Origin of the sequence: Enterobacter sp. UCD-UG_FMILLET, assembly GCF_000762975.1 — a bacterium.
Lineage (GTDB): Bacteria > Pseudomonadota > Gammaproteobacteria > Enterobacterales > Enterobacteriaceae > Enterobacter > Enterobacter dykesii.
The window spans coordinates 130,735-157,404 of sequence record NZ_JRJC01000027.1 but is presented as its reverse complement, the minus strand read 5'-3'; the positions used below and the strand labels follow the sequence as shown (position 1 = coordinate 157,404).

24 protein-coding genes and 1 other RNA gene are annotated in these 26,670 nt (G+C 59.0%); 14 read left to right on the top strand and 11 right to left on the bottom strand.

Annotation, left to right across the window (positions count from 1 at the left end):
• The first annotated feature begins 99 nt into the window (after positions 1–99).
• Positions 100–207: antisense sRNA RprA (gene rprA / locus LA04_RS23640), an RNA gene on the top strand.
• 5 nt (positions 208–212) lie between these two features.
• Here rprA and LA04_RS13490 read toward each other — a convergent pair.
• From LA04_RS13490 to ppsA, 3 genes are all read right to left on the bottom strand, one after another.
• The gene (locus LA04_RS13490; RefSeq protein ID WP_047651985.1) at positions 213–2,588 is read right to left on the bottom strand and encodes a glycoside hydrolase family 3 N-terminal domain-containing protein; all 2,376 of its coding nucleotides are present in this window, start codon (positions 2,586–2,588) and stop codon (positions 213–215) included.
• Positions 2,589–2,591: 3 nt separating this feature from the next.
• Complete coding sequence (locus tag LA04_RS13485) at positions 2,592–3,992, bottom strand: MFS transporter (protein WP_047651984.1); 1,401 nt, start codon at positions 3,990–3,992, stop codon at positions 2,592–2,594.
• 233 nt (positions 3,993–4,225) lie between these two features.
• A complete protein-coding gene (gene ppsA / locus LA04_RS13480; RefSeq protein ID WP_047651983.1) occupies positions 4,226–6,604 on the bottom strand; it encodes a phosphoenolpyruvate synthase in 2,379 nt (792 codons plus the stop codon).
• A 335-nt stretch (positions 6,605–6,939) separates the two neighbouring features.
• On the opposite strand from ppsA, the gene ppsR reads away from it, so the two are divergent.
• From ppsR to LA04_RS13440, 8 genes are all read left to right on the top strand, one after another.
• On the top strand, positions 6,940–7,773 hold the full coding sequence (ppsR, locus tag LA04_RS13475) for a posphoenolpyruvate synthetase regulatory kinase/phosphorylase PpsR (RefSeq protein WP_023311315.1): 834 nt from the start codon (positions 6,940–6,942) through the stop codon (positions 7,771–7,773).
• 152 nt (positions 7,774–7,925) lie between these two features.
• Positions 7,926–8,972 (top strand): 3-deoxy-7-phosphoheptulonate synthase AroH, encoded by a 1,047-nt coding sequence (gene aroH / locus LA04_RS13470; protein ID WP_047651982.1) that lies wholly within the window; start codon positions 7,926–7,928, stop codon positions 8,970–8,972.
• A gap of 171 nt (positions 8,973–9,143) precedes the next feature.
• Complete coding sequence (hemP, locus tag LA04_RS13465; RefSeq protein ID WP_047651981.1) at positions 9,144–9,326, top strand: hemin uptake protein HemP; 183 nt, start codon at positions 9,144–9,146, stop codon at positions 9,324–9,326.
• Positions 9,327–9,402: 76 nt separating this feature from the next.
• Positions 9,403–11,385, top strand: coding sequence for a TonB-dependent hemoglobin/transferrin/lactoferrin family receptor (locus LA04_RS13460; RefSeq protein ID WP_047651980.1), 1,983 nt, complete (start codon positions 9,403–9,405; stop codon positions 11,383–11,385).
• Between the two features lie 48 nt (positions 11,386–11,433).
• Positions 11,434–12,462, top strand: a complete 1,029-nt coding sequence (chuS, locus tag LA04_RS13455) for a hematinate-forming heme oxygenase ChuS (RefSeq protein ID WP_047651979.1) — start codon at positions 11,434–11,436, stop codon at positions 12,460–12,462.
• The gene (locus tag LA04_RS13450; RefSeq protein ID WP_047651977.1) at positions 12,459–13,280 is read left to right on the top strand and encodes a heme/hemin ABC transporter substrate-binding protein; all 822 of its coding nucleotides are present in this window, start codon (positions 12,459–12,461) and stop codon (positions 13,278–13,280) included. Before chuS ends, LA04_RS13450 begins: the two co-directional genes overlap by 4 nt.
• The gene (locus LA04_RS13445) at positions 13,280–14,272 is read left to right on the top strand and encodes a FecCD family ABC transporter permease (RefSeq protein WP_047651976.1); all 993 of its coding nucleotides are present in this window, start codon (positions 13,280–13,282) and stop codon (positions 14,270–14,272) included. The genes LA04_RS13450 and LA04_RS13445 overlap by 1 nt, the downstream gene beginning before the upstream one ends.
• Positions 14,265–15,044 carry a heme ABC transporter ATP-binding protein gene (locus LA04_RS13440; RefSeq protein WP_047651974.1) on the top strand — a complete coding sequence of 260 codons (780 nt, stop codon included), beginning with the start codon at positions 14,265–14,267 and terminating at the stop codon, positions 15,042–15,044. The genes LA04_RS13445 and LA04_RS13440 overlap by 8 nt, the downstream gene beginning before the upstream one ends.
• Here the strand turns inward: LA04_RS13440 and LA04_RS13435 are convergent.
• Positions 15,011–15,934: a LysR family transcriptional regulator gene (locus tag LA04_RS13435; protein WP_047651972.1), complete on the bottom strand. Its 924-nt coding sequence runs from the start codon at positions 15,932–15,934 to the stop codon at positions 15,011–15,013. The genes LA04_RS13440 and LA04_RS13435 overlap by 34 nt on opposite strands.
• A gap of 140 nt (positions 15,935–16,074) precedes the next feature.
• Here LA04_RS13435 and LA04_RS13430 point away from each other — a divergent pair, with 140 nt between their 5' ends.
• From LA04_RS13430 to LA04_RS13410, 5 genes are read left to right on the top strand one after another with little or no spacing between them, the layout of a single operon-like run.
• A complete protein-coding gene (locus LA04_RS13430) occupies positions 16,075–16,782 on the top strand; it encodes a CoA transferase subunit A (protein WP_047651970.1) in 708 nt (235 codons plus the stop codon).
• A gap of 2 nt (positions 16,783–16,784) precedes the next feature.
• Positions 16,785–17,441, top strand: a complete 657-nt coding sequence (locus tag LA04_RS13425; protein WP_029740425.1) for a CoA transferase subunit B — start codon at positions 16,785–16,787, stop codon at positions 17,439–17,441.
• Positions 17,442–17,450: 9 nt separating this feature from the next.
• Positions 17,451–18,632: an acetyl-CoA C-acetyltransferase gene (locus LA04_RS13420; protein WP_047651969.1), complete on the top strand. Its 1,182-nt coding sequence runs from the start codon at positions 17,451–17,453 to the stop codon at positions 18,630–18,632.
• A 44-nt stretch (positions 18,633–18,676) separates the two neighbouring features.
• Positions 18,677–20,068 carry a GntP family permease gene (locus LA04_RS13415; protein ID WP_039262085.1) on the top strand — a complete coding sequence of 464 codons (1,392 nt, stop codon included), beginning with the start codon at positions 18,677–18,679 and terminating at the stop codon, positions 20,066–20,068.
• Between the two features lie 10 nt (positions 20,069–20,078).
• Positions 20,079–20,849, top strand: a complete 771-nt coding sequence (locus LA04_RS13410; RefSeq protein WP_047651966.1) for a 3-hydroxybutyrate dehydrogenase — start codon at positions 20,079–20,081, stop codon at positions 20,847–20,849.
• A gap of 42 nt (positions 20,850–20,891) precedes the next feature.
• Here the strand turns inward: LA04_RS13410 and selO are convergent, their stop codons facing one another.
• The 7 genes from selO to ihfA form a co-directional block, all read right to left on the bottom strand.
• Positions 20,892–22,334 carry a protein adenylyltransferase SelO gene (gene selO, locus LA04_RS13405; protein ID WP_047651964.1) on the bottom strand — a complete coding sequence of 481 codons (1,443 nt, stop codon included), beginning with the start codon at positions 22,332–22,334 and terminating at the stop codon, positions 20,892–20,894.
• Between the two features lie 61 nt (positions 22,335–22,395).
• Positions 22,396–23,112 (bottom strand): EAL domain-containing protein, encoded by a 717-nt coding sequence (locus LA04_RS13400; protein WP_047651963.1) that lies wholly within the window; start codon positions 23,110–23,112, stop codon positions 22,396–22,398.
• 294 nt (positions 23,113–23,406) lie between these two features.
• On the bottom strand, positions 23,407–23,871 hold the full coding sequence (locus tag LA04_RS13395; protein WP_008500650.1) for an NlpC/P60 family protein: 465 nt from the start codon (positions 23,869–23,871) through the stop codon (positions 23,407–23,409).
• A gap of 74 nt (positions 23,872–23,945) precedes the next feature.
• The gene (gene btuD / locus LA04_RS13390; RefSeq protein WP_047651962.1) at positions 23,946–24,701 is read right to left on the bottom strand and encodes a vitamin B12 ABC transporter ATP-binding protein BtuD; all 756 of its coding nucleotides are present in this window, start codon (positions 24,699–24,701) and stop codon (positions 23,946–23,948) included.
• The gene (locus LA04_RS13385) at positions 24,701–25,252 is read right to left on the bottom strand and encodes a glutathione peroxidase (RefSeq protein WP_047061627.1); all 552 of its coding nucleotides are present in this window, start codon (positions 25,250–25,252) and stop codon (positions 24,701–24,703) included. The genes btuD and LA04_RS13385 overlap by 1 nt, the downstream gene beginning before the upstream one ends.
• Before the next feature lie 34 nt (positions 25,253–25,286).
• A complete protein-coding gene (gene btuC, locus LA04_RS13380) occupies positions 25,287–26,267 on the bottom strand; it encodes a vitamin B12 ABC transporter permease BtuC (protein WP_047651961.1) in 981 nt (326 codons plus the stop codon).
• A gap of 103 nt (positions 26,268–26,370) precedes the next feature.
• Entirely contained in the window at positions 26,371–26,670 is a 300-nt protein-coding gene (gene ihfA, locus LA04_RS13375) for an integration host factor subunit alpha (RefSeq protein ID WP_003857805.1), read from the bottom strand.

The following is a 26,670-nucleotide window of genomic DNA, read 5'->3' as shown; positions in this document are numbered from 1 at the left end:
GCAGTAAGTCTGCTCATAACCTCAAGAATTCTTTACGCCTCTTTAACTATTGAGACGAATCCGATCGACGCTAAAAGCGGACATGCCTACTATTAGCACACGGTTATAAATCAACACCTTGATTTATAAGCATGGAAATCCCCTGAGTGAAACAACGAATTGCTGTGTGTAGTCTTTGCCCATCTCCCACGATGGGCTTTTTTTTATCCTGACTACGCGCGTTGAACCTCACAGGTACTGAGCATCCGCCATTCGGCAGGCAGCACCCGCGTTTCCCCTGTCGCATTGACCGTTACCGCCTCGCGGATATCCGCCGACGATGCGCCAACCTGCAGCTCAAACTCGCCCGGCTCGACGATGCGTTTTCCGTCGCGACGGGTGAAGTTGAACATCTCAACCGGCAGCGTAAAGGTGAGCGTGGCGGTTTCTCCCGGCGAGAGCGTGACGCGCTGGAAGGCCTTCAGCTCCTGAAGCGGCCGCACCTGCGTGGCGACCTTATCCCTGACGTAAACCTGCACCACCTCGCTGCCGCTGCGCTCTCCGGTATTGGTGATATCCACACTGAGTACCACCTCGCCGTCGACCGGCACGCTGCTTTCGGCGACGCGGACAGCGCCCCAGCTAAACGTCGTCCAGCCGAGGCCGAAGCCAAACGGGTAACGTGAACCGAAATGGAAGGCAAACGGCGTACCGCCGCTTTTGAGCTTGTGATTGTAGTAATACGGCATTGCCCCGACGTTTTTCGGTACGCTCACCACCAGACGGCCCTGCGGCTCCGCCCGCCCGGTTAACACGTCCGCAATCGCCCAGCCCCCTTCCTGCCCCGGTGCCCACGCCATCATCAGCGCCGCGACCTTATCCTCCAGCCCCTGCAGGTTGTATGGACGCCCCCCGGTCATCACGACAATCACCGGTTTACCGGTGGCGACCAGCGCTTCCAGCAGCTGTTGCTGCACGCCCGGCAGGTTCAGGGAGTCGGTATCGGAACCTTCCCCCACGGTACCGCTCTGGAACAGCCCGGCGAGATCGCCCACGCAGGCCACCACCACGTCACTCTCCTGCGCGGCGTTCACGGCCTCGGGGATCGGGGCGGTACTTTGCGATACGGGCGACTGCTGCATCGGTTTGCCGCCGCTGTCGCCCGGGAAGACCGGCGCGCCCGCCATCCGTTTCTCGATGATGTGGCATCCTTTGGCATAGCGCACGTTCGAGGCACCGAGATACTGCTCCAGCGCCGCGCGCGGGGTCGTGACCTGCGAGGTCTCTTCCACCATATCGCTGATGATCAAATGCACCGGGAAGCTGTAGCCGCTCAGTAACGCCAGCGGATCGTCTGCCGTCGGCCCCACTACCGCCACACGGGGTTTGCCGCCGAGCGGTAAAATCCCGTTGTTTTCCAGCAGCGTGATCGATTTTGTCGCCACCTCCCGCGCGGCCTGCCGGGTGATCTCATTTTGCAGATCGATACCGTTTTCATCCGCGTACGGCTTTTCAAACAGGCCAAGGCGGAATTTTTCGGTCAGCGTACGCGCCACGATCTCATCGACCTTCGCCATAGAGATCAGCCCGCGCTCTACCGCTTCCGCCAGATGCCGCGCGCAGTCGTCTTTCGGCAGCTCAACGTCCAGCCCGGCGTTGAACGCCAGCGCGGCAGATTCGGCAGCGTCGTGAGAAATCCCGTGGTGCTGGTGCAGCAGGCTGACGCCGCCGTAGTCCGCGACAATAATCCCGTCGAATCCCCACTGCTCGCGCAGGACGGTGGTCAGCAGGAAGCTGTCGCTGTGCCCCGGCTGGTTATCAATATCGTGGTACGCGGGCATAACCGAACCGGCGTTTGCCAGCTTGACCGCCATTTCGAACGGCAGCAGGAAGGTGTCGTTCAGCTCGCTGAACCCGAGGTGCACCGGCGCATGGTTGCGCGCCCCCTCGCTGAACGAATGACCCACGTAATGTTTCAGGGTTGCCAGCAGGTCGCGCTTTTCGCCCTGTAAGCCCTTCACGTAGGCGGTCGCCATTACGCCCACCAGCCAGGGATCTTCCCCGAAGGTCTCTTCGGTTCGCCCCCAGCGCACGTCGCGGGACACGTCCAGCACCGGCGCCAGCCCCTGCTGGCAGCCGACGGAGCGCGCCTCTTTGCCAATCTGCTCTGCCGCCCGCAGCACCAGCTCCGGATCCCAGGTCGAACCGTAGTTCAATGACGACGGGAACAGGGTTGCGTCTTTGCACAGCAGCCCCACCAGACACTCCTCGTGGAACAGCGCCGGAATGCCAAGACGCGTCTCTTCCATCATCATGCGCTGCAGGCGATTCGCCGCGCGCACACCGGTTTTGGCATCAACGATGTGGGTGCCCAGCGGACGGGTGATCTGTCCGACGCCCAGCTTAAGCCGTTCGCTGAGCGCAGCCTGCTCGCTCAAGCCGGCGAATTCGTCACTCAGGTCGCTGCGCTCGCGGTGGTTACCGTTTTCATCGAGGATCAGCCAGTACGCGTGCATCTGGGCGAACTTCTCTTCCGGGGTCATGCGCGCCAGTAAATCGGCGACGCGCTCGTGCACGGGACGTCCCGCGTCCTTATAGATAGCTGTCATGTTTTACTCCTGTAGTGCGGAAGGGGTTGCCGGGCTGAGCTGCCCCGCTTCGGGTCTAACTTCACGCTTGCTGGCCAGCTCCTGGGCGATAGAATCCACCAGCCGGCTGTTTAGCTTGTAGATGGCAAGCAGCGCGACCATGCAGAGGAACAGCGCGCACGGGATAAGGGTGAACAGCGCGTTGATGGTCGAGAGAACGCCTGGCGCCTGGGTTGCCTGGCCCGGGGCGTAATCCACCATGCCAAGTACCCAGCCGACGACTGCCCCGCCCAGCGCCAGACCAAACTTGATGGCAAACAGCGCGGTGGAGAAAACCAGCCCGTCCAGACGACGGCCGCTGCGGTGCTCTTCGTAGTCGACCACATCGGAGAACATGGTCCACTGCAGCGGCGTGGTGAGGTTTTGAATAAAGCTAAAGACGATGTTAAGGCCAAAGATTAGCCACACCTGTGAAGGCGGCAGGAAGAAAATCAGCGCGCCGAAGATAACGAAGGAGATAATGGTCCACTGGTAGGCGCGCACGCGGTCAAATTTCCCCAGCAGCCGTTCAGATAATAATGCGCCGCTTAAGGAGGCCACCATGCCGGAAACAATAAAGGCAAAAACCAGATCCGGGCGCAGCAGCACATAGTTCACGTAATACATGGTGGCGGAACCGCGCGTCACCACCGCCGTTAACAGCAAAATATTAAACAGGAACACAATACGCCACTGGCTGTTGCCGGCCAGCAGTTTTAAATCGGTGAGCATAGAGCCGGAGGTATCATTGCGCGGAGAATAACGCTCGCGGGTCATCAGGAAACAGCAGAAGAACAGCACAATGCCCAGCAGCCCCATCAGGCTCATGGCATAGAAATAACCTTTCTGCACGTTGCCCTGGCCTAACAGTGAGACCAGCGGCAGGGCAATAACCGTCACGATCAGCCCGCCGATAAACGACAGGCCAAAGCGCCACGACTGCAGAGAATGACGCTCGCGCGGATCCAGCGTCAGCGCGCCGGGCATGGCGCAGTAAGGCACGTTAATCGCGGAGTAAATCAGGCTTAAAATCGCATAGGTCACGCAGGCATAAACGATTTTTCCCGTCGGCCCAACGTCCGGCACATAGAAGGTAATGAGGCAGCTCACCCCGAACGGAATGGCAAACCACAGCAGCCAGGGACGGAAACGACCGTGGCGCGTCCGGGTGCGGTCAACCAGTGCGCCAATGCACGGATCGACAAACGCATCGACCACGCGCACCACTAAAAACATGGTGCCCATAATCGCGGCGGGCAATCCAAAAACGTCGGTATAGAAATAAGCGAGAAATAACGTTGCCGTTTGCCAGACCAGCGCGCTGGCCATATCGCCTAAGCCATAACCTATTTTATCTTTGGTACGCAATACAGAGGAGAGTGTCATTGTTATTTGCCTTTTTATCAGGTTAAAACGTATTTCAACCAGTTGCGCATCTTCTTAAGGGAAATGCGCAGTAAGGCTCAAGTATTAGCAACGCTTTGCGCGCTAACAATTGTCTAAATTGACAGACAAATTATGATATTTGGTTTTTTACTTTATTTGTGATGGGGAGCAAATAAGAAATGAAATAAAAAAGGCGAGGAATAATATCCTCGCCTTTTCGGGTCAGCGTGGCGTTACTTGTTCAGTTCCGCCAGGCTCAGCCAGGTTTGCACCACGGTGTCCGGGTTCAGGGACAGGCTATCGATCCCCTCTTCCATCAGCCATGCGGCAAAGTCTTCATGGTCGGATGGACCCTGACCGCAGATCCCAACGTATTTACCCTGCTTCTTCGCCGCGCGGATGGACATAGAGAGCAGCGCTTTCACCGCCTCGTTGCGCTCGTCGAACAGTTCGGAGACCACGCCGGAGTCGCGGTCCAGACCCAGCGTCAGCTGCGTCATGTCGTTCGAGCCGATAGAGAAGCCGTCGAAGTGCTCAAGGAACTGCTCGGCCAGCAGGGCGTTGGACGGGATTTCGCACATCATGATGATCTTCAGCCCGTTCTCGCCGCGCTTCAGACCCTGACGCGCCAGCTCGTCCACCACCGCTTTCGCCTGATCCACGGTACGCACGAACGGGATCATGATTTCGACGTTGGTCAGCCCCATGTCGTTGCGCACGCGTTTCACCGCCTCACACTCCAGCGCGAAGCAGTCGCGGAAGCTGCCGGACACGTAGCGTCCGGCCCCGCGGAAGCCCAGCATAGGGTTCTCTTCTTCCGGCTCGTAGCGCTCGCCGCCGACCAGGTTGGCGTACTCGTTAGACTTAAAGTCAGACAAACGCACGATCACGCGTTTCGGATAGAAGGCAGCGCCCAGCGTCGCGATCCCTTCGGTCAGACGGCCGACGTAGAACTCTCTTGGTGAGTCGTAGCCTTTCATCATCTCGTGGATTTCGTTCTGCAGCTTCGGATCCTGGTCGTCAAACTCCAGCAGCGCGCGCGGGTGAACGCCAATCATACGGTTGATGATAAATTCCAGACGTGCCAGGCCAACGCCTTCGTTCGGCAGGCAGGCGAAGTCAAACGCGCGGTCCGGGTTGCCGACGTTCATCATGATCTTCAGCGGCAGGTCCGGCATGGTATCCACGCTTGAGCTCTTCACGCTGAAGTCGAGGATATCGGCGTAGACGTAGCCGGTATCGCCTTCGGCACAGGAGACGGTCACGTTCTGCCCGTCCTTCATGCGCTCGGTGGCGTCGCCGCAGCCGACAACCGCGGGAATGCCCAGCTCGCGGGCTATGATCGCCGCGTGACAGGTACGACCGCCGCGGTTGGTGACGATAGCCGCCGCTTTCTTCATGATCGGTTCCCAGTCCGGGTCGGTCATGTCGGTTACCAGCACGTCGCCTGGCTCAATACGGTTCATCTCGCTGATATCGTGGATCACTTTGACCGGACCGGCACCGATGCGGTGACCGATGGCGCGGCCTTCCGCCACGATTTTACCCTGTGCGTGCAGCGTATAACGTTCCATCACCTGACCGCGCGAGCGGACGGTTTCCGGACGCGCCTGCACGATAAACAGCTTGCCGGTGTTCCCGTCTTTTGCCCATTCGATGTCCATCGGACGGCCGTAGTGTTTTTCAATCTGCACCGCCTGCTTCGCCAGCTCCTGCACTTCGGCGTCGGTCAGGGAGAAGCGGTCGCGCTGCTCCTGCGGCACATCTTCAATTTTAACCTGCTTGCCATGCTCCTGGGTCGGGGCATAGATCATGCGGATTTTTTTCGAGCCCATGGTGCGGCGCACCACCGCCGGACGGCCAGCGGCCAGCGTTGGCTTGTGGACGTAGAATTCGTCAGGGTTAACCGCGCCCTGCACAACCATCTCACCCAGACCCCACGCGGAGGTGATAAACACCACCTGGTCGAAGCCGGATTCGGTATCAATGGAGAACATCACGCCGGAGGAGCCCACGTCCGAGCGCACCATGCGCTGCACGCCAGCGGAGAGCGCCACGCCGCGATGGTCGTAGCCCTGGTGAACGCGATAGGAGATCGCACGGTCGTTGAACAGGGAAGCAAACACGTGCTTCACCGCCACCAGCACCGCATCGTAACCCTGGACGTTCAGGAAGGTTTCCTGCTGCCCGGCAAACGAGGCGTCCGGCATATCTTCTGCGGTCGCCGAGGAACGTACGGCAAAGGAGGCCTGCGCATCGTCAGCGGAAAGCTGGTTGTACGCGTCGTGAATGGCTTTTTCCAGTTCCGGCTGGAAAGGTGTGTCGATGATCCACTGGCGGATCTGCGCCCCGGCTTTGGCAAGCTCGGTGACGTCATCAATATCCGTTTTATCCAGCAGGTCGTAAATGCGCTGGTTTACACCGCTCTGGTCTAAAAACAGGTTAAAGGCATCGGCGGTGGTGGCAAACCCGTTCGGTACGGAGACACCCATACTCGACAGATTTGTAATCATTTCACCCAGGGAGGCATTTTTGCCCCCAACTCTGTCTACATCATTCATGCCGAGTTGGTTATACCAAAGCACCAGCGGTGACGAGCCATTGTTGGACATCGAAACAATCCTTTTGTGATATTTGATCGGAGTAAGTAACACCTGACTACGTATTTATACTGGCATATTTATTTCGGCTAAAAAAACGGTGAATCGTGTAAGCAATTTAAAATTTCAACTTTTCGGATACTTTCCCATCAACGATTAACCCGATGATTCCTCTATATTCAGCCAGAAACCCCAAAAATAAAGTCGCTATTTGAAAAATGAAATCCACTTTTCAGGAAAATCAAAAACAGCGTTTCATTCATAATTAGGATAAGTTCTTTGCTGTGTAAATTACTTTTTTAATTTATGCTTTCAGACAATTAGGTCTGATATTCAGGGTGAGTAAAATGGATAGTGCTGTCGATCGCCATGTTTTTTATATTTCTGATGGTACGGCGATCACCGCCGAGGTGCTGGGCCACGCGGTGATGTCGCAGTTTCCCGTCTCGATTAACAGCATCACGCTGCCGTTTGTCGAAAACGAGAGCCGCGCCAAAGCGGTTAAGGACCAGATCGACGCCATCTACCAGCAGACCGGCGTCCGCCCGCTGGTGTTCTACTCCATCGTGATCCCGGAGATTCGCTCCATCATTTTGCAAAGTGAAGGCTTCTGCCAGGATATCGTGCAGGCGCTGGTGGCGCCGCTGCAGAGTGAGCTGAAGCTCGACCCGACCCCGATTGCCCACCGTACCCACGGGCTGAACCCCGGCAACCTGACCAAGTATGACGCGCGTATCGCCGCTATCGACTACACCCTTGCCCACGACGACGGTATCTCGCTGCGAAATCTCGACCAGGCGCAGGTGATCCTGCTCGGCGTGTCGCGCTGCGGCAAAACGCCGACCAGCCTCTATCTGGCGATGCAGTTTGGCATTCGCGCCGCAAACTACCCGTTTATCGCCGACGACATGGATAACCTGGTGCTGCCCGCCGCCCTTAAGCCGCTGCAGCACAAGCTGTTCGGCCTGACCATTAATCCGGAACGCCTTGCCGCCATCCGCGAAGAGCGCCGCGAGAACAGCCGCTACGCCTCCATGCGCCAGTGCCGGATGGAGGTCTCCGAAGTGGAAGCCCTGTACCGCAAAAACCAGATCCCTTGGCTGAACAGCACCAACTATTCGGTTGAAGAAATTGCCACCAAAATTCTCGACATCATGGGGCTTAATCGCCGCATGTACTAATACGCTAGTACATTAGCTCAGATTCAGGTATCATCATCTGCAACCACGGGGCGGTGTCGCCCCGAACTTGAAATCAGCAGGGATTGGTTTAAGGTGATGCCCATCACTTCCCGGTAGTCTGCCGATGAAGCAAAAATTTTCTGAGACATTCCATGAATAAAACCGATGAACTTCGCACTGCGCGCATTGACAGCCTGGTCACGCCGGCTGAACTGGCCCAGCGGCATCCCGTTTCCGCCGCCGTCGCGGAACATGTGACGGCCTCCCGCCGCCGCATTGAAAAAATCCTTAACGGTGAAGACAAACGTCTTCTGGTGGTGATTGGGCCTTGCTCCATCCACGATCTGGACGCCGCGATAGATTATGCAAAACGACTCCAGGGTCTGCGGGATAAGTACCAGCATCGCCTTGAGATCGTGATGCGCACCTACTTTGAAAAACCGCGGACCGTGGTGGGCTGGAAAGGCCTGATTTCCGATCCTGACCTCAACGGCAGCTATCGCGTTAACCACGGTATCGAGCTGGCGCGGAAGCTGCTTTTACAGGTCAACGAGCTGGGCGTGCCGACGGCGACCGAGTTTCTCGATATGGTGACCGGGCAGTTTATCGCCGATCTGATCAGCTGGGGCGCGATTGGCGCGCGCACCACCGAAAGCCAGATCCACCGCGAGATGGCCTCCGCCCTCTCCTGTCCGGTCGGCTTTAAAAACGGGACCGATGGCAACACCCGTATCGCGGTTGATGCCATCCGCGCAGCCCGTGCCAGCCACATGTTCCTGTCGCCGGACAAGAGCGGTCACATGACCATCTACCAGACCAGCGGTAACCCGTACGGGCATATCATTATGCGTGGCGGCAAAAAACCGAACTATCATGCGCAAGATATCGCAGCGGCCTGCGAAACGCTGGCCGAGTTCGACCTGCCGGAACACCTGGTGGTGGACTTCAGCCACGGCAACTGCCAGAAGCAGCATCGTCGCCAGCTGGACGTCTGCGATGAGATATGCCAGCAGATCCGCAGCGGATCGACCGCCGTTGCAGGGATTATGGCTGAGAGCTTTATCAAAGAAGGCACGCAGAAAATCGTTGCCGGGCAGCAGATGGTTTACGGTCAGTCGATCACCGACCCGTGCCTGAGCTGGGAAGACAGCGAACTGCTGCTGGAGAAGCTGGCGTCGGCGGTAGATACGCGCTTCTGAAATCCCACCCTTCTCCCTCTCCCTGTGGGAGAGGGTCGGGGTGAGGGCATCAGACCGCACCTCACCCCAAATTTGATCCTCTCACCCTTTTTTCATAAAAACGCTTGCCGTGAATTTGCAGTTTATTGATAATGATTATCATTGTTACATTGATTGTTATTTATAAACATTATGTCACGTACGGATAACAGCGCGGCAACGCCAGCAAAAACAGACACAGCACCAGCCCTTTCCGAGCGTCGGATTGACAGCAAAACCCTCCTCGGCGATGAGGGCCGGGTCATTATCGAGCATGACGGCCAGCGCTATCTGCTGCGTCAGACCCATGCCGGAAAACTGATCCTCACAAAATAAACAACATAAACAATACGCCAGCCACCCAGGTGACACCCAGGCAGCCAGCGCTTTTCACTTCTTATGGAGAGTTGCTATGCCACACCTGCCTTCCGCATCTTTACGCCCGTCACTTCTGGCGCTGGCGATTGTCAGCGCCCTGCCGACCGCGGCGTTTGCCGCCACAGATGACATTACCGTCACCGCCACGGGCAACGCCCGCAGCGCCTTTGAAGCCCCGATGATGGTGAACGTGATTGACGCCAGCGCGCCGGAGAAACAAACCGCCAGCTCTGCTGCCGACCTGCTGCGTAACGTCCCCGGCCTGACGCTGGACGGCACCGGGCGCACCAACGGGCAGGACGTGAACCTGCGCGGATATGACCGTCGCGGCGTGCTGGTGCTGGTTGACGGCGTGCGCCAGGGCACCGATACCGGCCACCTGAACAGCACCTTCCTCGATCCCGCGCTCATCAAACGTATCGAAGTGGTCCGCGGCCCGTCGGCCCTGCTGTACGGCAGCGGCGCGCTGGGCGGCGTGATTTCGTATGACACCGTTGATGCAAAAGATTTGCTGGAGCCGGGTAAAAACAGTGGTTACCGCGTGTTTGGTACTGGCGCGACGGGCGATCGTAGCCTCGGGATGGGCGCCAGCGCCTATGGCCGCACCGATACGCTGGACGGTCTGGTCTCATGGTCCAGCCGGGATCGCGGTGACATCCGCCAGAGCGACGGCGCAAGCGCACCTAATGACGAGTCCATCAATAACATGCTGGCGAAAGGCAGCTGGAAAATCGACCCGGCCCAGACCCTGAGCGGCTCGCTGCGCTACTACAACAACGATGCCCAGGAGCCAAAAAATCCGCAAACCACCGGGGCGGACAGCAGTAACCCGATGACCGATCGCTCCACCATTCAGCGCGACGCGCAGCTGGGCTACAGCATCGCCCCGGAAGATAACGACTGGCTGAATGCCGATGCGAAGGTTTACTGGTCCGAAGCGCGCATCAATGCCCAGAACATCGACGGCAGCGGCGAGTTTCGCAAGCAAACCACCAAAGGCGGCAAGGTGGAAAACCGCACCCGTCTGTTCAGCGACACCTTTGCAGCACACCTTCTGACCTACGGCGGAGAATACTACCGTCAGGAGCAGCATCCGGGCGGGGCCACCACCGGGTTCCCGGAGGCGAAAATTGATTTCAGCTCTGGCTGGCTGCAGGACGAAATTACCCTGCGCGACCTTCCCGTCACTCTTCTTGGCGGCACCCGCTATGACAACTACCGCGGCAGCAGCAATGGCTACGACGATGTCGATGCCGATAAATGGTCCTCCCGCGCCGGATTGACCGTCAGCCCAACCGACTGGCTGATGCTGTTTGGCTCGTACGCGCAGGCGTTCCGCGCGCCGACTATGGGCGAGATGTATAACGACGCCAAACACTTCTCCATTGGCCGCTTCTATACCAACTACTGGGTGCCAAACCCGAACCTGCGCCCGGAAACCAACGAAACGCAGGAGTTTGGATTTGGCCTGCGCTTTGACGATCTCATGCTTGCCAACGATGCGCTGGAGTTCAAAGCCAGCTACTTCGATACCAAAGCCAAAGACTATATCTCTACCACCGTCGATTTTGCGGCGGCAACCACCATGTCCTATAACGTCCCGAACGCCAAAATCTGGGGCTGGGACATGATGGCAAAATACTCTGCCGACCTCTTCAACCTGGACCTGGCCTATAACCGCACGCGCGGGAAAGACAGCGATACGGGCGAGTACATCTCCAGCATCAACCCGGACACCGTCACCAGCAAGCTGGACATTCCGGTGGCGCAAAGCGGATTTTCCGTCGGCTGGATTGGCACCTTTGTCGATCGCTCAACGCATATCAGCAGCAGCTACAGCAAACAGCCGGGCTATGCGGTTAACGACTTCTATGTCAGCTATAAGGGCCAGGAGCGACTCAAAGGCGTGACCACGACGCTGGTACTCGGCAACGCCTTTGACAAAGAATACTGGTCACCTCAGGGCATTCCTCAGGATGGTCGTAACGGGAAGATTTTCGTCAGTTATCAATGGTAATCCCTTCGCCCCGGGCTGACCGGGGCATTGCTTTGAAAGGAAGAGACAATGAATCACTACACACGCTGGCTTGAGCTAAAAAAAGAAAATCCGGGTAAGTACGCGCGCGACGTCGCAGGGTTAATGAACATCAGCGAAGCAGAGCTCACCTTTGCCCGCGTGGGACACGATGCCTGGCGACTGCACGGTGAAATCCGCGAGATCCTGGGCGCGCTGGAGACGGTGGGCGAAACCAAATGTATCTGCCGCAACGAATACGCCGTTCACGAACAGGTAGGGAATTTCACCAACCAGCACCTGAACGGCCACGCCGGGCTGGTGCTGAACCCGCGCGCGCTGGATCTGCGCCTGTTCCTCAACCAGTGGGCAAGCGCGTTTCACATCAGCGAAGCCACCGCCCGCGGCGAGCGGCAGAGCATTCAGTTCTTCGACCACCAGGGGGATGCCCTGCTGAAGGTCTACGCCACGGATAACACCAATGTTTCCGCCTGGGGCGACGTGCTGACCCGCTTTATCTTTGCTGACAACCCGCCGCTTGAACTGAAGGTTGCCGAAGCCCCGGCTCACGCAGAAAACGCAAACGCGGCTCTCGTGGATAAAGAGTGGCGCGCCATGACCGACGTGCACCAGTTCTTCAGCCTGCTGAAGCGCCACAATCTTAGCCGCCAACAGGCGTTTCGCCTGGTGGGGGACGATCTGGCCTGTCGGGTAGAGAACAGCGCGCTGGCGCAGCTGCTGGAGACGGCGCGTCGGGACGGCAATGAAATCATGGTCTTCGTCGGCAACCGCGGCTGCGTGCAGATTTTCACCGGCGCGGTGGAAAAGCTGGCGCCGATGAAAGGCTGGCTGAACGTCTTTAACCCAACCTTTACCCTGCATCTGCTTGAAGACGCCATTGCGGAGACGTGGGTCACGCGCAAACCAACCGCTGATGGGCATGTCACCAGTCTGGAGCTGTTTGCCGCCGACGGGACGCAAATCGCCCAGCTGTACGGCCAGCGCACCGAAGGCGAGCCGGAGCAAAGCCAGTGGCGCAGCCAGATAGACGCCCTGACGGCGAAAGGGCTGGCCGCATGAAACGGTGGCTAGTCCTCCTCAGCGCCCTGCCCCTGCTGGTGTTTGCTGCGCCGCAGGAGAAAATCGTCACGCTCGGTGGTGACGTCACCGAGATTGTCTACGCCCTCGGCGCGTCGTCTTCTCTGGTGGCCCGCGACAGCACAAGCCAGTGGCCGCAGGCGGCGAACGCGCTGCCGGACGTGGGCTATCTGCGTCAGCTCAACGCGGAAGGGATCTTATCCATGCGCCCCACGCTGGTGCTGGCCAGCGCCCAGGCGCAGCCCTCTCTGGCGCTAAAGCAGGTTGAGCAAAGCCACGTCAGGGTAATCGTTGTTCCCGCCGGTAACGACCTGAAAGTCATTGACGAAAAGGTGCGGATCGTCGCTGAAGCGACGCACCGCGAGGCCGAGGGGGAAGTCCTGCGCAATACGCTGCGTCATGCGCTGTCGGCGCTTCCCGCGTCACCGATCGATAAGCGGGTACTGTTTATTCTCAACCACGGCGGGATGACCGCCATGGCCGCCGGACAACAGACCGGCGCGGACGCGGCCATTCGTGCGGCGGGGCTGCAGAACGCGATGCAGGGGTTCACCCGCTATCAGCCGCTGTCTCAGGAAGGGACAATTGCCAGCCGGCCCGATCTGGTGGTGATTTCGCAGGACGGGATCAACGCCCTGGGTGGGGAAGCGAATCTGTGGAAGCTGCCCGGCCTGGCGCAAACCCCGGCAGGACGTAATAAGCAGGTGCTGGCGATTGATGATATGGCGCTGCTGGGCTTCAGCGTGCGAACGCCGGAAGCCATCCGGCAGCTGCGTGCCAAAGCGGAGCAACTGCCCTGATGTCCCGGCGGATAGCCTTATCGTTATGGATGCTGGCCGCGATCCTGACAATCATGACGCTCGCAGCGACCGGGGTTGGGGCATTACGCCTGCCGGTCAGCCTGCTGTGGAACGGCACCGACGAGGCGCTGCGTCAGATCTGGCTGACGATCCGCCTGCCCCGCGTGCTGCTGGCGCTGACGATCGGCGGTTCGCTGGCGCTGGCGGGCTGCGTGATGCAGGGGCTGTTTCGAAATCCGCTGGCGGACCCGGGGCTGCTCGGCATCAGCAGCGGCGCGGCGCTCGCCGTCGCGCTGTGGGTGGTGATTCCGCTCTCGCTGCCTGCCCTGGTGATGCTGTATGCCCCGATGCTGGCGGCGTTTCTCGGCGCGCTGGCCGCCACCTTCGTGATTTTCCTGCTCAGCCGACAGCGTGACGCGTCCCTGTCGCGCCTGCTGCTGGTGGGCATTGCCATCAACGCCCTGTGCGGCGCCGCAGTCGGGGTGCTGTCATGGCTCAGCAATGATGCCCAGCTTCGCCAGCTTTCGCTCTGGGGAATGGGCAGCCTCGGCCAGGCGCAGTGGTCAACACTGCTGGCCGTTGCGTCGCTGATGGTGCCCACCGCGCTGATTATCTGGCGTCTGGCAGGCGCCCTCAACCTTCTCCAACTGGGGGACGAAGAGGCGCACTACCTCGGCGTGGAGGTTGCCGCCGTGCAGCGGATCCTGCTGCTGTGCAGTGCCCTGCTGGTGGCAGCTGCCGTTGCGGTCAGCGGCGTGATCGGCTTCGTCGGCCTGGTGGTGCCGCACCTGGTGCGCATGTGGCTGGGAGCCGACCACCGGGCGGTGCTCCCCGGCTCGGTGCTGGCCGGCGCGATGCTCCTGCTGGTGGCCGATACGCTGGCGCGCAGCCTCGTCGCTCCGGCGGAAATGCCGGTCGGCTTACTGACCAGCCTTCTCGGCGCGCCGTGGTTTCTGTGGCTTATCTTTCGTCGCGGAGGTGCGCATGGCTGAACGCTACTGTGCAGAAAACCTTGTTTTTCGCGCCGGACAACGCACGCTGATTAACGACGTGTCGCTGACCTTATCTCAGGGCGAGCTGGTGGCGCTGATTGGCCCCAACGGCGCAGGGAAATCAACGCTGTTGCGGCTGCTTACCGGCTATCTTAAACCTGCGGGCGGACTGTGCAGCCTGGCGGGCACACCGCTTGCGGCCTGGCAGCCAGAAACGCTCTCCCGCTACCGGGCGGTGATGCGCCAGAGCACGCAGCTCGGATTTGACTGGCCGGTTGAGGCGGTCGTCGGTATGGGGCGTGCGCCCTGGACCCGCGCGCCAGAAGCGTCGGTGATTGAAGAAGTCATGGCTATCACCGGCTGTTTACCGCTGGCGGGCAGGCGGTTTGCCGCCCTATCCGGCGGCGAGCAGCAGCGCATCCAGCTCGCCCGCGCGCTGGCCCAGCTCTGGTGCGACGGTGCGCCGCGCGGCTGGCTGTTTCTTGATGAACCGACGTCCGCGCTGGATCTCTATCACCAGCAGCATCTGCTGCGCCTGCTGAAATCCCTGACCGGCCGGGGACATCTGCACGTTTGCGTGGTGCTGCACGATCTGAATCTGGCGGCGCTGTGGGCGGACCGCATCCTGCTGCTGCACAGCGGCAGGATCGTCTCCCAGGGAGAACCGGAAACCGTTTTGCAGGCCGATGCGCTGGCGCGCTGGTACGGCGCACAGGTCCACGTCGGCAGGCATCCGGCTCACGCCGCGCCGCAGGTGTTTCTCGCCCCCTGATCGGGCTGATAAAAATCCTTCAGCGTCTCCAGCAGGGCAAGCGCCGCTTTAGAGAGCTGCGTGTGCCCGGGATGGATTGCTCCAATGCACTTTTCTATCGGCGGGTTATCCAGCGGGATACAGACCGCGCCCAGCGCCGTCATCTGCGCCTCGCAGAGCGCCGGGACGGCACTGCCGCCCAGCCCGCTCGCGACCATTCGCCCGACCGTCACCAGCTGATGACTCTCCAGCGCCACGTCCAGCTTTCTGCCGCTTCGCGCCAGCTCCTCCTCCATCATCAGACGTACCGCCGACGGGCGCTGCAGGGTGATGAAATCCAGCGTCAGCAGCTCTTCCCATGTAAGGCGCTTCTTGCCTGCCAGCGAGGAATCTTTCGGCACGATGGCAACAAACCTGTCGAGGCCCAGCGGGGTAAACAGCAGGTTGTGCGTCGGTGCCGGTTCAAAGGCGATGCCCATCTCGACTCGCCCCTCCCGCACCATCTCTATCACCTGCTCGTTGATAACGTCATGCACGGTGACGTTGATCCCGGCATGACGATCGCGAAACGCTTTTAGCACCCCGGGCAGGACATTCGCGGCAAACGACGGCATGGCCGCAACCGAAATTTTACCGCGCTGCAGGGTAAAGCACTGGTGCATCGCCTCTTCGACGTTATCCCAGTCGGCAAGCAGCTGGCGCGCCATCGGCAAAAACGTCTCGCCCTCCTGCGTCAGCGCGACCTTGCGCGTGCTCCGCTGCAGCAGCGGTCCGCCGAGCGCATCCTCCAGCGCTTTAATCGTCAGGCTCAGGGCCGGCTGGGAAAGATTCAGCCGTTCGCTGGCGTGGGCGAAATTGAGAGTGTGAGCTACCGCTAAAAACGCGCGTAACTGTTTGACACTCATTCTCATTTTTCATCCTGTTAACTAATTGAAAAAATTTAGTTAACAGGAAATTAATAAAAAAACCAAATGAGTGGGTCACAAATTCAAAATTAACAAATGAGTCGCCGCCCCTAATGATACCGGCACGGATAACGGGAGGGATGACTATGGCGGGACTGGATAAGCGCGTCGGCAGCTATGCGCAGGCGCTGGAAGGGCTGACGGACGGAATGACCTTGCTGGCGGGCGGCTTTGGCCTGTGCGGTATTCCGGAGAACCTGATTGCGGAGGTCAGACGCCGTCAGGTGAAAGACCTGACGGTGGTATCAAACAACTGTGGCGTGGACGGTTTCGGTCTCGGGATACTGCTCGAAACGCGTCAGGTTCGCAGAGTGGTGGCCTCTTACGTCGGCGAGAACGCCCTGTTCGAGCAGCAGGTGCTGAGCGGCGAGCTGGAGATTGAACTCACGCCTCAGGGCACGCTGGCGGAAAAAGTGCGCGCGGGCGGCGCGGGCATTCCGGCATTTTACACGGCCACTGGCTACGGCACGCCCGTGGCTACCGGCAAAGACGTACGCCTGTTTGCCGGTGAGCACTACATCCTTGAGGAGGCGATCGTGGGAGATTTCGCGCTGATTAAGGGCTGGAAAGCGGACTGGTACGGCAACGTTGTCTACCGGCATACCGCGCAAAATTTTAATCCGCTGATGGCAACGGCGGGCCGGATAACGGTCGTCGAGGTGGAAGAGATTGTTCCCCCGGGTGAGCTGCCCCCGTCGGCCATTCATACCCCGGGCATTTACGTCGACAGGCTGATTGTCGGCCAGTTTGAAAAACGCATTGAACAGCGCACCCTGCGCGCGGAAGGAGTGTGACGATGTTAACCCGTGAACAGATGGCCATGCGCGTCGCCCGCGAGCTGCGCGACGGGTATTACGTCAACCTGGGGATCGGCATTCCTACCCTGGTGGCGAACTACATTCCGGACGGGATGGACGTGATGCTTCAGTCGGAAAACGGGCTGCTGGGGATGGGGGCTTTTCCTGACGAGCAGAGCCTTGACGCCGACATGATCAACGCCGGTAAACAGACCGTGACCGCGCGCACCGGCGCGGCCATTTTCGACTCAGCCCAGTCGTTTGCCATGATCCGCGGCGGTCATGTCGACCTGACCGTGCTGGGCGCGTTTGAAGTGGACGTCGAGGGCAATATCGCCTCGTGGATGATCCCCGGAAAGATGGTGAAGGGCATGGGCGGCGCGATGGATCTCGTCGCCGGGGCGCAGAACATCATTGTGGTGATGACCCACGCGTCTAAAAGCGGTGAATCAAAGCTGCTGCCGCGCTGCACGCTGCCGCTCACGGGCGCAGGCTGCATCCGTCGGGTATTAACCGATCTCGCATTGCTGGAGATCGAGGACGGCGCGTTCATCCTGCGGGAATACGCCCCCGGCGTCAGCATCGACGAAATTGCGGCTAAAACGGCCGGGAAAATGATTGTGGCGGACGACGTTCGCGAGATGCGCTTCAACTGAGGACTCACGATGAAAGAAGTCATGATTGTCGGGGCCACGCGAACCCCCATAGGCAGTTTTCGCGGCTCGCTATCGTCCCTTTCGGCGGTTGAGCTGGGGGCCGTCGCGGTGCGGCACCTGCTGGAGAACAGCGATCTTCGCGAAGAACAGGTAGATGAACTGATTTTCGGACAGGTGCTGACGGCGGGATGCGGGCAAAACCCGGCGCGTCAGACGGCCATCGCCGCCGGATTGCCCGTCAGCACGCCGGCGACAACGGTCAACCTGGTCTGCGGCGCGGGATTAAAAGCGGTGCAGATCGCCGCGCAGGCGATCCGCTGCGGCGACGCTGACGCGATTATCGCTGGCGGTCAGGAGAGCATGAGCAACGCCCCCTATCTGCTGGACGGCGCGCGTTCGGGGCTGCGTTTTGGCCATACGGGCCTGCAGGACAGCATGATTACCGACGGGCTGTGGGACGCGTTCAACGATTATCACATGGGGATCACCGCTGAAAACGTCGCCCGGGAGAATGCCATTTCCCGCGAGCAGCAGGACGCCTTTGCCGCCCGGTCGCAGCACAAAGCGGCCTCCGCCATCGAAGCGGGTCGCTTTGACGCCGAGATAGCGCCGGTGACGGTAAAACAGGGCAAAAAACCGCCGCTTATCGTCAGCCGTGACGAACAGCCCCGGCCAGGCACCACCGCCGAGCAGCTGGCGCAGCTGCGCCCCGCCTTTTTGCAGGCGGAAGGCACGGTGACGGCCGGAAATGCGTCGACGCTCAACGACGGTGCCGCCGCGGTGCTGCTGATGAGCGGCGAAAAGGCGCGGGAGAGCGGTTTGCCAGTTCTCGGTCGCATCGTGAGTTACGCCGTGACGGGCGTTGACCCGTCGGTGATGGGCATCGGTCCGGTCAGCGCCTGCCGGACGGCGCTGTCGCGGGCGGGCTGGACGCTGGATGACGTGGACCTCATTGAAGCCAATGAGGCCTTTGCCGCCCAGGCGCTGGCGGTGGGCAAGCAGCTCGGCTGGGATGAGCGCAGGGTGAACGTTAACGGCGGCGCTATCGCCCTGGGTCATCCGATTGGCGCCTCCGGCTGCCGCATCCTCGTGACGCTGCTGTACGAAATGCAGCGCCGTGACGTCAAAAAAGGGGTCGTCACCCTGTGCGTGGGCGGCGGGCAAGGCATTGCTCTGACCGTCGAGCGTTAAGCATCTCGTTGATACCCGAATAATAATTAAAGTGAGGAGTCGTAATGAGTGTGTTAATTGCCCTGGCGGCGCTGGCGCTGCTGATGCTGGCGGCCTATCGCGGATACAGCGTTATTTTGTTTGCGCCGATTGCGGCGCTCGGCGCCGTGCTGCTGACCGATCCGGGTGCCGTCGGCCCGACGTTTACCGGCCTGTTTATGGAAAAGATGGTGGGCTTCGTCAAGCTCTACTTCCCGGTGTTCCTGCTGGGCGCGGTGTTTGGCAAGCTGATTGAGCTTTCCGGTTTCTCACGCTCCATCGTCGCCGCCGCGATTCAGATCCTCGGCCGTCGCCACGCTATTCCGGTGATCGTCCTGGTGTGCGCGCTGCTAACCTACGGCGGCGTGTCACTGTTCGTGGTGGCGTTTGCGGTTTACCCTTTCGCCGCGGAGCTGTTCCGCCAGAGCGGCATCCCTAAGCGGCTGATCCCGGCCACCGTGGCGCTGGGGGCATTTTCGTTTACCATGGACGCCCTGCCCGGCACGCCGCAGATCCAGAATATCATCCCCACCAGCTTCTTTGGCACGAACGCCTGGGCCGCGCCGTGGCTGGGGCTTATCGGCTCTCTGTTTATTATCGTCTTTGGCCTGCTCTGGCTGGAGCGCCAGCGTCGTAAGGCGTTCAATAACAACGAAGGCTACGGCACGGATCTGAAAAATGAACCCGAAACGCCGGATAACATTAACCTTCCGCATCCGCTGATTGCTATCTCCCCGCTGCTTGTGGTGGGCATACTGAACCTGCTGTTTACCCGCTGGATCCCCGGCTGGTACGGCACGACGCACGAGCTGACTCTGCCAGGCCTGGCGAAACCCATTGTGACCGAGGTGGGCAAGATCACCGCCATCTGGGCCGTCGAGGCGGCGCTGATCTCCGGTATCGTGCTGGTGCTGATTTTTGGCTTTCGCAATATCCGTGGGCGTCTGGCTGAAGGCAGCCGGACCGCGGTGAGCGGTGCCATTCTGGCGGCGATGAATACCGCCTCGGAATACGGTTTCGGCGCGGTGATCGCCGCCCTGCCCGGGTTCCTGGTGTTATCCAAAGCGCTGGCGGCCATCCCGAATCCGCTGCTGAATGAGGCCATCAGCGTGACGGTGCTTGCGGGGATCACCGGCTCGGCGTCCGGCGGGATGAGTATTGCCCTCGCCGCCATGTCCGACTCGTTTGTCGCCGCCGCCCACGCCGCCAACATCCCGCTTGAGGTGCTGCACCGTGTGGCCTCGATGGCGAGCGGCGGGATGGATACGCTGCCCCATAACGGCGCGGTGATTACCCTGCTGGCGATTACCGGCCTGAGCCATCGCCAGGCCTACGGCGGCATTTTTGCTATCACCCTCATTAAAAGTCTGGCAGTGCTTTTTGTCATTGCCGTGTTCTATCTGACCGGCATTGTGTAAGGAGAGAAAGATGAATCTGAACGGTAAGACCGCGCTGGTGACGGGCTCGACCAGCGGCATTGGACTTGGGATCGCCCGCGTGCTGGCGAAGGCCGGGGCGCAGCTGATCCTCAACGGTTTCGGCGACAGCGAATCAGCAAGAGAAGAGATTGCGCAGCTGGGCAAAAAGCCGGGCTATCACGATGCGGACCTGCGTGACGTGCTGCAAATTGAAGCCATGATGCGCTACGCCGAATCGCAGTTTGGCGGCGTGGACATTCTTGTCAACAACGCCGGGATACAGCATGTCGCCCCGGTTGACGCGTTTCCGGTGGAGAAATGGAACGACATTATCGCCATTAATCTCTCTTCGGTATTTCACACCAGCCGGCTGGCGCTGCCCGCCATGCGAGAGAAAAACTGGGGGCGCATCATCAATATCGCCTCGGTTCACGGGCTGGTCGCGTCAAAAGAGAAGTCGGCCTACGTGGCCGCCAAGCATGGCGTGGTGGGCTTTACGAAATCGCTGGCGCTGGAAACCGCCCGCACCGGCATTACCGCCAATACCATCTGTCCCGGCTGGGTGCTGACCCCGCTGGTGCAGCAGCAAATTGATAAGCGCATCGCTGACGGCGTACCGCCGGAGCAGGCTCGGGAACAGCTTCTGGCGGAGAAACAGCCTTCGGGCGAGTTTGTCACCCCGGAGCAGCTGGGTGAACTGGCGCTGTTTTTGTGCAGCGAGGGCGCCGTGAACGTTCGCGGCGCCGCGTGGAATATGGATGGCGGCTGGGTCGCGCAGTGACTGGTTGGCCGGGTAAGGCGAAGCCGCCTCCCGGCCAAAAGACTAGCTTGAGCAGCTGACCTCCAGCCGCTTGCCCCAGTCAGGCGGGCGGCTGACGTAGTCATCATCCCGGTCTGCAAACGGCGTGCGCAACGCCACATGCAGACGGTGTAGCTCGTCGTACTCGCCCTGCTCTGCCTGCTCAATCGCCCGCTGCGCCAGCCAGTTGCGCAACACCATCGCCGGGTTCGTCGCGTTCATCTGCGTCTGGCGAGTGGCGTCGTCCACCTGCTCCTGCTGCAGACGTGCGCGGTAAGTTGCAAACCAGTCGTCAAACGCCTGTCTGTCAATAAACTCGTCGCGCAGCGGCGAGGCCGCACTATGCTGCTCCGTCTGGCTCAGCATCCGGAAGGTACGGGTATAATCGCTGCCCTCGCGCGCCATGAGGGCAAACAGGCCGTTGAGAATGTCGTTATCGCCCCTCTCCTGCGTCATCAGTCCCAGCTTGTTGCGCATCAGCGTGCCGTATTCTCGCAGCAATATGTCCTGATAGCTGTCGAGTGCATCATTCAGGGCATCTACGTCGATGAACGGCGACAGGGTTTGCGCAAGCCGCTGCAGGTTCCACAGGCCAACCGCTGGCTGATTGTCAAAGCTGTAACGTCCCTGATAGTCGGAGTGGTTGCAGATATACCCAGGCTGATAATCGTCCAGGAAACCAAACGGGCCGTAATCAAAGGTCAACCCGAGGATCGACATGTTGTCCGTATTCATGACGCCATGGGCAAAGCCCACCGTTTGCCAGCGGGCAATCAGGGCTGCGGTTCGGGCAACCACATCCCTGAACCAGAGAACGTATTTATCCGCCTCGTCCTGCAAATGCGCCCAGTGATGACGAATGGCAAAGTCAGCCAGCTGGCGCACCTTTTCCGGCTCGCGACGGTAGTAAAAGTGCTCAAAATGGCCGAAGCGCAGATGGCTTTGCGCGATACGCATCAGCATTGCGCCCTTTTCCACCGTTTCGCGCACAACCGGCGTATCGCTGGTCACGATCGACAGCGCTCGGGTAGTGGGGATCCCCAGGGCATGCATCGCTTCGGAGCCCAGGCATTCGCGAATCGTTGAACGCAGAACTGCACGCCCGTCGCCCATTCGCGAATAGGGAGTAAGACCCGCGCCTTTCAGGTGCCAGTCAACCGTCTCCCCGTTGGGAAGCTGTTGTTCGCCGAGCAGGATCCCCCTGCCGTCGCCCAGCTGCCCCGCCCAGACGCCAAACTGATGTCCACTATAGACCTGAGCCAGAGGCTGCATACCGGCGAGAAGCGTTTCACCGCCCCAGACGCCAGCGCCTTCTGAATGCTGAAACAGCTCAGGCGGAATGGCCAGCTCTTCTGCCAGCAAATCGTTATGCCAGATAAGGCGTGAATTTTGTAACGGTGTTGGTTTGAGTGCGGTGTAAAAGCCAGGCAACTCGTCATGCCAGTGAGCAGTAAAAGACAGGGTCATAAGTCCTCCTGCTTTTAGTGTAGAGGGTTTACCCGGACTTAAACACGGGCGAAAGCAAGGGTTATCGCTGCTGAACCAGCGATGTAACGTGCTCCGCAGAGACGGCTGGCCAGAGTGCACCCTGCATGGCGCCAAAATTGAAGGACAACACGCGTTGCAACAGGCCGTGGTCGTCAATGCCCGAGACAATCACTGACTGGCAGTGCGGTGTGATTTGCCAGAGGATGGCGCGCATAAAGGGCTCAAAAGAGAGCTCCGGGGCACGCTGCTGAATGAAGCCTTTGTCGAGAATAACCCGTTTAAATAATCCATCATAGACCGCTTTGAGCGATGCGGCGCCTGCGCCAAAGTTTGCCAGGACCAACGGGAAATGGATTGCCATTCTCGCCAGCTGCAGATCGTCTTTTCCGTTATTTAAACCTGGATAATTCTCATTAACAGTAAACTCAAGAAACGGATAACGCTCAAGGATTGAAACAGCGTTTCCATCACTTAATAAAAATTCAACTATTGCAGGTGTAATATTGATCCATGCAATTAACTGATGCTGAATAAAAAACAGTTTACAGGTATCAAGCAATTGCAGTTTTTCGTTAAACAGCACTAACTCTTCAGCTGCTGAAAGCCGAGGGATAACGAGCTCAGTGGGGATCCGCACATCGCTACCGACGCCAGTAAAGTTAACCAGAACCTCTAAACCTTTAAGCTCCCCGGCGCTATTACGGGCGGGCAGAAGCAGCAGTTCAGACTGGTAAGCATTATCTAGCGTAATAATCATTGCACTCGCTCCGCATTAAAGATGAGAGAGGACATCCTGGAGCAATTGCCGACACAATTCCACTGTCTTGATTTTAATAAGATTAATTTCATTAGTTCCGTATTTATTTTCAGATTTATCCCTGAATCTAAAATAATTTTATCCTGGTTGCTGAATAATAGCCAGTTTTAGATAAAACAGACACATGCAGGATTCGCTAATTTTGGATAAATTTAACTTTAAGCATCTTATTTGAGAAAAAACGGCATGATTTATTAGAGACCATGCCGTCATAAGAGAAGTGTCTGACAAAGACTATATACGTCGTGCCTGCCAGAAATTTTTACGCCAGTAAACATTATCAAGAGAAGAGCGCATCACGCCGCGGCTTGTCGAGGCGTGAATGAACTGATTGTCTGTATCATATATGCCCACATGAAGACCGCTTTCACCCGAGCCGGTTTTGAAGAAAACCAGGTCCCCGGGCAGAAGATCGTCTTTATCAATTTCAGTGCCAATTTCTGCCTGTTTGCGCGTTTCGCGCGGAAGCTGTAAATCAAACTTGTCGCGGAACGTCATCAGAACGAAGCCGGAACAATCTACGCCGCCGCGGCTCATGCCGCCGTAGCGATAAGGCGTACCGCGCCAGTTGCTCAGCTGATCGTTAAGGCTGGCAATGACGGTGATCGAATCTGAAAGCCGTGGGTTAGGCGGCGGCGCACGATGGCTACTGCATCCCGCAAGAAAAAGTGCGGCCATCAGGAGAAACCAGAATCGCATTTTCAGACGAATCCTCTGCTTTTTTTGTTCTTTTCGTAATTTAGCGTGCAATTGTGCTAAGAGGCAAGAAACGGTTACGTCTGCCCGGTAGAAATCAGCATCTTATGTCCCTCAATATCCAGCCTGCGGAACGACATGTTGTACGCGCGGGCAAGATGGGGCGGCGTAAGCACCCGATCCCGGGCACCGCTGGCGATCATCTTTCCCTGTGACAGCAGCCATACCCGGTGGGCATGACGCAGGGTGTGGTTGAGGTCATGACTGCTCATCACCACGGCGATACCTTTTCGGCTCAGGGCGCTTAACAGCGTATCCAGTGCCGCCTGCTGCGCCACGTCCAGACCGCTCATGGGTTCATCGAGAAGCAGCATTCGCCCGTGAGGATTACCTGCCGGGTGGATCTGAAGAATGACAGCCGCCAGGCGCACCCGCTGCCACTCTCCGCCGGAAAGCTGGCTGGCATGCCGTGACAGTTTATCTTCCAGCCCCAGGGCCGCGGCCACGTCCGTCAGCAGTGCCGTCTGTTGTTTGTCGTGCAAATGCAGCATCAGATAGTGCCAGACCGGCATCGCAAAAGGCGGCACCTGCTGCTGCACGAGGTAACTGCGCCGATGCGCCAGCGAGACCGGTGACCAGTCGGCAAGCGTATGCTCCAGCAGCGTTATCTGCCCTTCTCCGTCGGTCATGCCTGCCATCCGTGCCAGCAGAGTGCTCTTCCCTGCACCGTTTGGCCCGACAAGATGCAGAATTTCTCCCGCATTGATGGATCCGGTTATCGGCTCCAGACGCCCCTTCTCAGCAACGTCCGTGAGCTGCATCAGCAACGACATTATTTCGCCAGCGCCAGCTTGATAGATTCCATAACGATCGGATCTTCAGGGGTCATATCCGGCGAAAAACGCTGAACGACCTGGCCGTCGCGGCCAATCAGGAATTTTTCAAAATTCCACAGGATATCGTCCGGGTAAAGCGGCGCGCGGCCTTTGCTGGCCATGCGTTCATAAAAACCGCTTCCTTCCGGCGCAACGGCTTTCGGCGCGGCAGCGATCAGCTTCGCATACAGCGGATGGCGGTCTTCACCGTTGACATCGATTTTGCTGAACATCGGGAACGTCACGCCATAGGTGGTGCTGCAGAAGGTTTTAATCTCCTCTTCGCTGCCCGGCTCCTGGCCCAGGAACTGGTTGCACGGGAAGCCCAGCACGGTGAAACCGTCTTTCTCCCAGGCCTTCTGAATGTTCTCCAGCTGCTCGTACTGCGGCGTCAGGCCACACTTGGATGCCACGTTGACGATAAGCAGCACGTTGCCTTTGTAGCCTTCCAGCGTGGTGTTAACGCCATCAATGGTGGTCACTTCAGTATTCAGGATATCTGACTGCATAGCATTCCCTCAGGTTGTCTTACGGCTAGTTGTTTTAACGTCCAGCTTTTAATAGTAGCCAGATAAAGACCGGCGCGCCCAGCGTGGCGGTCACCACGCCGATGGGCAGCTCTGCGGCCGTCAGGGCAAGCCGGGCGATGATGTCGGCCACCAGCAGCGTGACGGCCCCGGCAACCGCCGAGGCCGGAAGCAGGGTTCGATGGTCCGTGAGGCCACACAGGCGCAGCATGTGCGGAATCACCAGCCCGATAAAGCCGATCGCGCCCGCCAGAGCCACGCTGACGCCGACCAGCCAGCCAATGGCTATGACCAGCACATTACGCCAAAACCCAATCGGCATGCCGAGTTGGCGGGCAGAAGTTTCCCCCAGCGCGAGCATATTCAGCGGCTGCGCCTGCAGGGCAGCCCACACGATGACCGGTACCAGCAGCGCCATCAGCCAGCCCTGGTGCCAGTTAACGCCTCCGAAGCCGCCCATCATCCAGTACATCAGCTGACGCAGGTCAAAGGATGTTGAGAAGTAGACCGCCCAGGTCATCAGCGCGCTGCAGATGATCCCCAGCGCCACGCCGGCAAGCAGCAGACGGCTGGTCGATAAGTGCCGTCTGGCAAATCGAAGAAGGATCGCGGTGATCAGCAGCGCGCCGAGGATAGCGCTCAGGCTAATACTCCATCCGGAGAGTTCTCCTCCGCCGAGCATTACCACCGCAATCAGGCCTACGCCTGCGCCGTTTGACACGCCGAGCAGCCCGGGCTCCGCCAGAGGGTTATCAAACAACGCCTGCATTATGGTACCGCACAGCGCCAGCGCGGCGCCGACCAGAACCACCGCGACGGTGCGCGGCATGCGAATTTGCCAGACGAAGAGCTGCCCGTCCGGCCCCCACCAGCTTTCAGGCCCGATCCATCTGTCGCCCGCGCAGAGGCTCACGCCTGCGGCGACAATGAGCAACAGCACCAGCAAAAACAGGCGACGCTTATCGGAACGGTGCTGGCGATGGGCATAATCAAGCATGGGTACGGTTTTAGTAGCGTGAGATGTAATTGATTTTACGGCGGGTTTGCCGGAGAGCGCAAAGAAAAAAGGCCGCGTGGGCGGCCTTTTTAGTTAGTTCATATTACTCTGCTTTGGGCGTTGCGTTTTCGACACGGCTTTTCAACTTCTGGCCGGGTCTGAAGGTCACCACGCGGCGGGCTGTAATGGGAATATCTTCCCCCGTCTTCGGGTTGCGGCCCGGACGTTGGTTTTTGTCTCGCAAATCAAAATTGCCAAAACCGGAGAGTTTTACCTGCTCACCATTTTCCAGAGCACGACGGATCTCTTCGAAAAACAGCTCTACCAGCTCTTTGGCATCCCGTTTGCTAAGCCCAAGCTTATCAAACAGATATTCTGACATTTCAGCTTTTGTAAGCGCCAT

Coding starts and splice junctions, on each gene's coding strand:
- LA04_RS13490 (WP_047651985.1), bottom strand. CDS start 2,588: ATGACAGCTATCTATAAGGACGCGGGACGTCCCGTGCACGAGCGCGTC.
- LA04_RS13485 (WP_047651984.1), bottom strand. CDS start 3,992: ATGACACTCTCCTCTGTATTGCGTACCAAAGATAAAATAGGTTATGGC.
- ppsA (WP_047651983.1), bottom strand. CDS start 6,604: ATGTCCAACAATGGCTCGTCACCGCTGGTGCTTTGGTATAACCAACTC.
- ppsR (WP_023311315.1), top strand. CDS start 6,940: ATGGATAGTGCTGTCGATCGCCATGTTTTTTATATTTCTGATGGTACG.
- aroH (WP_047651982.1), top strand. CDS start 7,926: ATGAATAAAACCGATGAACTTCGCACTGCGCGCATTGACAGCCTGGTC.
- hemP (WP_047651981.1), top strand. CDS start 9,144: ATGTCACGTACGGATAACAGCGCGGCAACGCCAGCAAAAACAGACACA.
- LA04_RS13460 (WP_047651980.1), top strand. CDS start 9,403: ATGCCACACCTGCCTTCCGCATCTTTACGCCCGTCACTTCTGGCGCTG.
- chuS (WP_047651979.1), top strand. CDS start 11,434: ATGAATCACTACACACGCTGGCTTGAGCTAAAAAAAGAAAATCCGGGT.
- LA04_RS13450 (WP_047651977.1), top strand. CDS start 12,459: ATGAAACGGTGGCTAGTCCTCCTCAGCGCCCTGCCCCTGCTGGTGTTT.
- LA04_RS13445 (WP_047651976.1), top strand. CDS start 13,280: ATGTCCCGGCGGATAGCCTTATCGTTATGGATGCTGGCCGCGATCCTG.
- LA04_RS13440 (WP_047651974.1), top strand. CDS start 14,265: ATGGCTGAACGCTACTGTGCAGAAAACCTTGTTTTTCGCGCCGGACAA.
- LA04_RS13435 (WP_047651972.1), bottom strand. CDS start 15,934: ATGAGAATGAGTGTCAAACAGTTACGCGCGTTTTTAGCGGTAGCTCAC.
- LA04_RS13430 (WP_047651970.1), top strand. CDS start 16,075: ATGGCGGGACTGGATAAGCGCGTCGGCAGCTATGCGCAGGCGCTGGAA.
- LA04_RS13425 (WP_029740425.1), top strand. CDS start 16,785: ATGTTAACCCGTGAACAGATGGCCATGCGCGTCGCCCGCGAGCTGCGC.
- LA04_RS13420 (WP_047651969.1), top strand. CDS start 17,451: ATGAAAGAAGTCATGATTGTCGGGGCCACGCGAACCCCCATAGGCAGT.
- LA04_RS13415 (WP_039262085.1), top strand. CDS start 18,677: ATGAGTGTGTTAATTGCCCTGGCGGCGCTGGCGCTGCTGATGCTGGCG.
- LA04_RS13410 (WP_047651966.1), top strand. CDS start 20,079: ATGAATCTGAACGGTAAGACCGCGCTGGTGACGGGCTCGACCAGCGGC.
- selO (WP_047651964.1), bottom strand. CDS start 22,334: ATGACCCTGTCTTTTACTGCTCACTGGCATGACGAGTTGCCTGGCTTT.
- LA04_RS13400 (WP_047651963.1), bottom strand. CDS start 23,112: ATGATTATTACGCTAGATAATGCTTACCAGTCTGAACTGCTGCTTCTG.
- LA04_RS13395 (WP_008500650.1), bottom strand. CDS start 23,871: ATGCGATTCTGGTTTCTCCTGATGGCCGCACTTTTTCTTGCGGGATGC.
- btuD (WP_047651962.1), bottom strand. CDS start 24,701: ATGTCGTTGCTGATGCAGCTCACGGACGTTGCTGAGAAGGGGCGTCTG.
- LA04_RS13385 (WP_047061627.1), bottom strand. CDS start 25,252: ATGCAGTCAGATATCCTGAATACTGAAGTGACCACCATTGATGGCGTT.
- btuC (WP_047651961.1), bottom strand. CDS start 26,267: ATGCTTGATTATGCCCATCGCCAGCACCGTTCCGATAAGCGTCGCCTG.
- ihfA (WP_003857805.1), bottom strand. CDS start 26,670: ATGGCGCTTACAAAAGCTGAAATGTCAGAATATCTGTTTGATAAGCTT.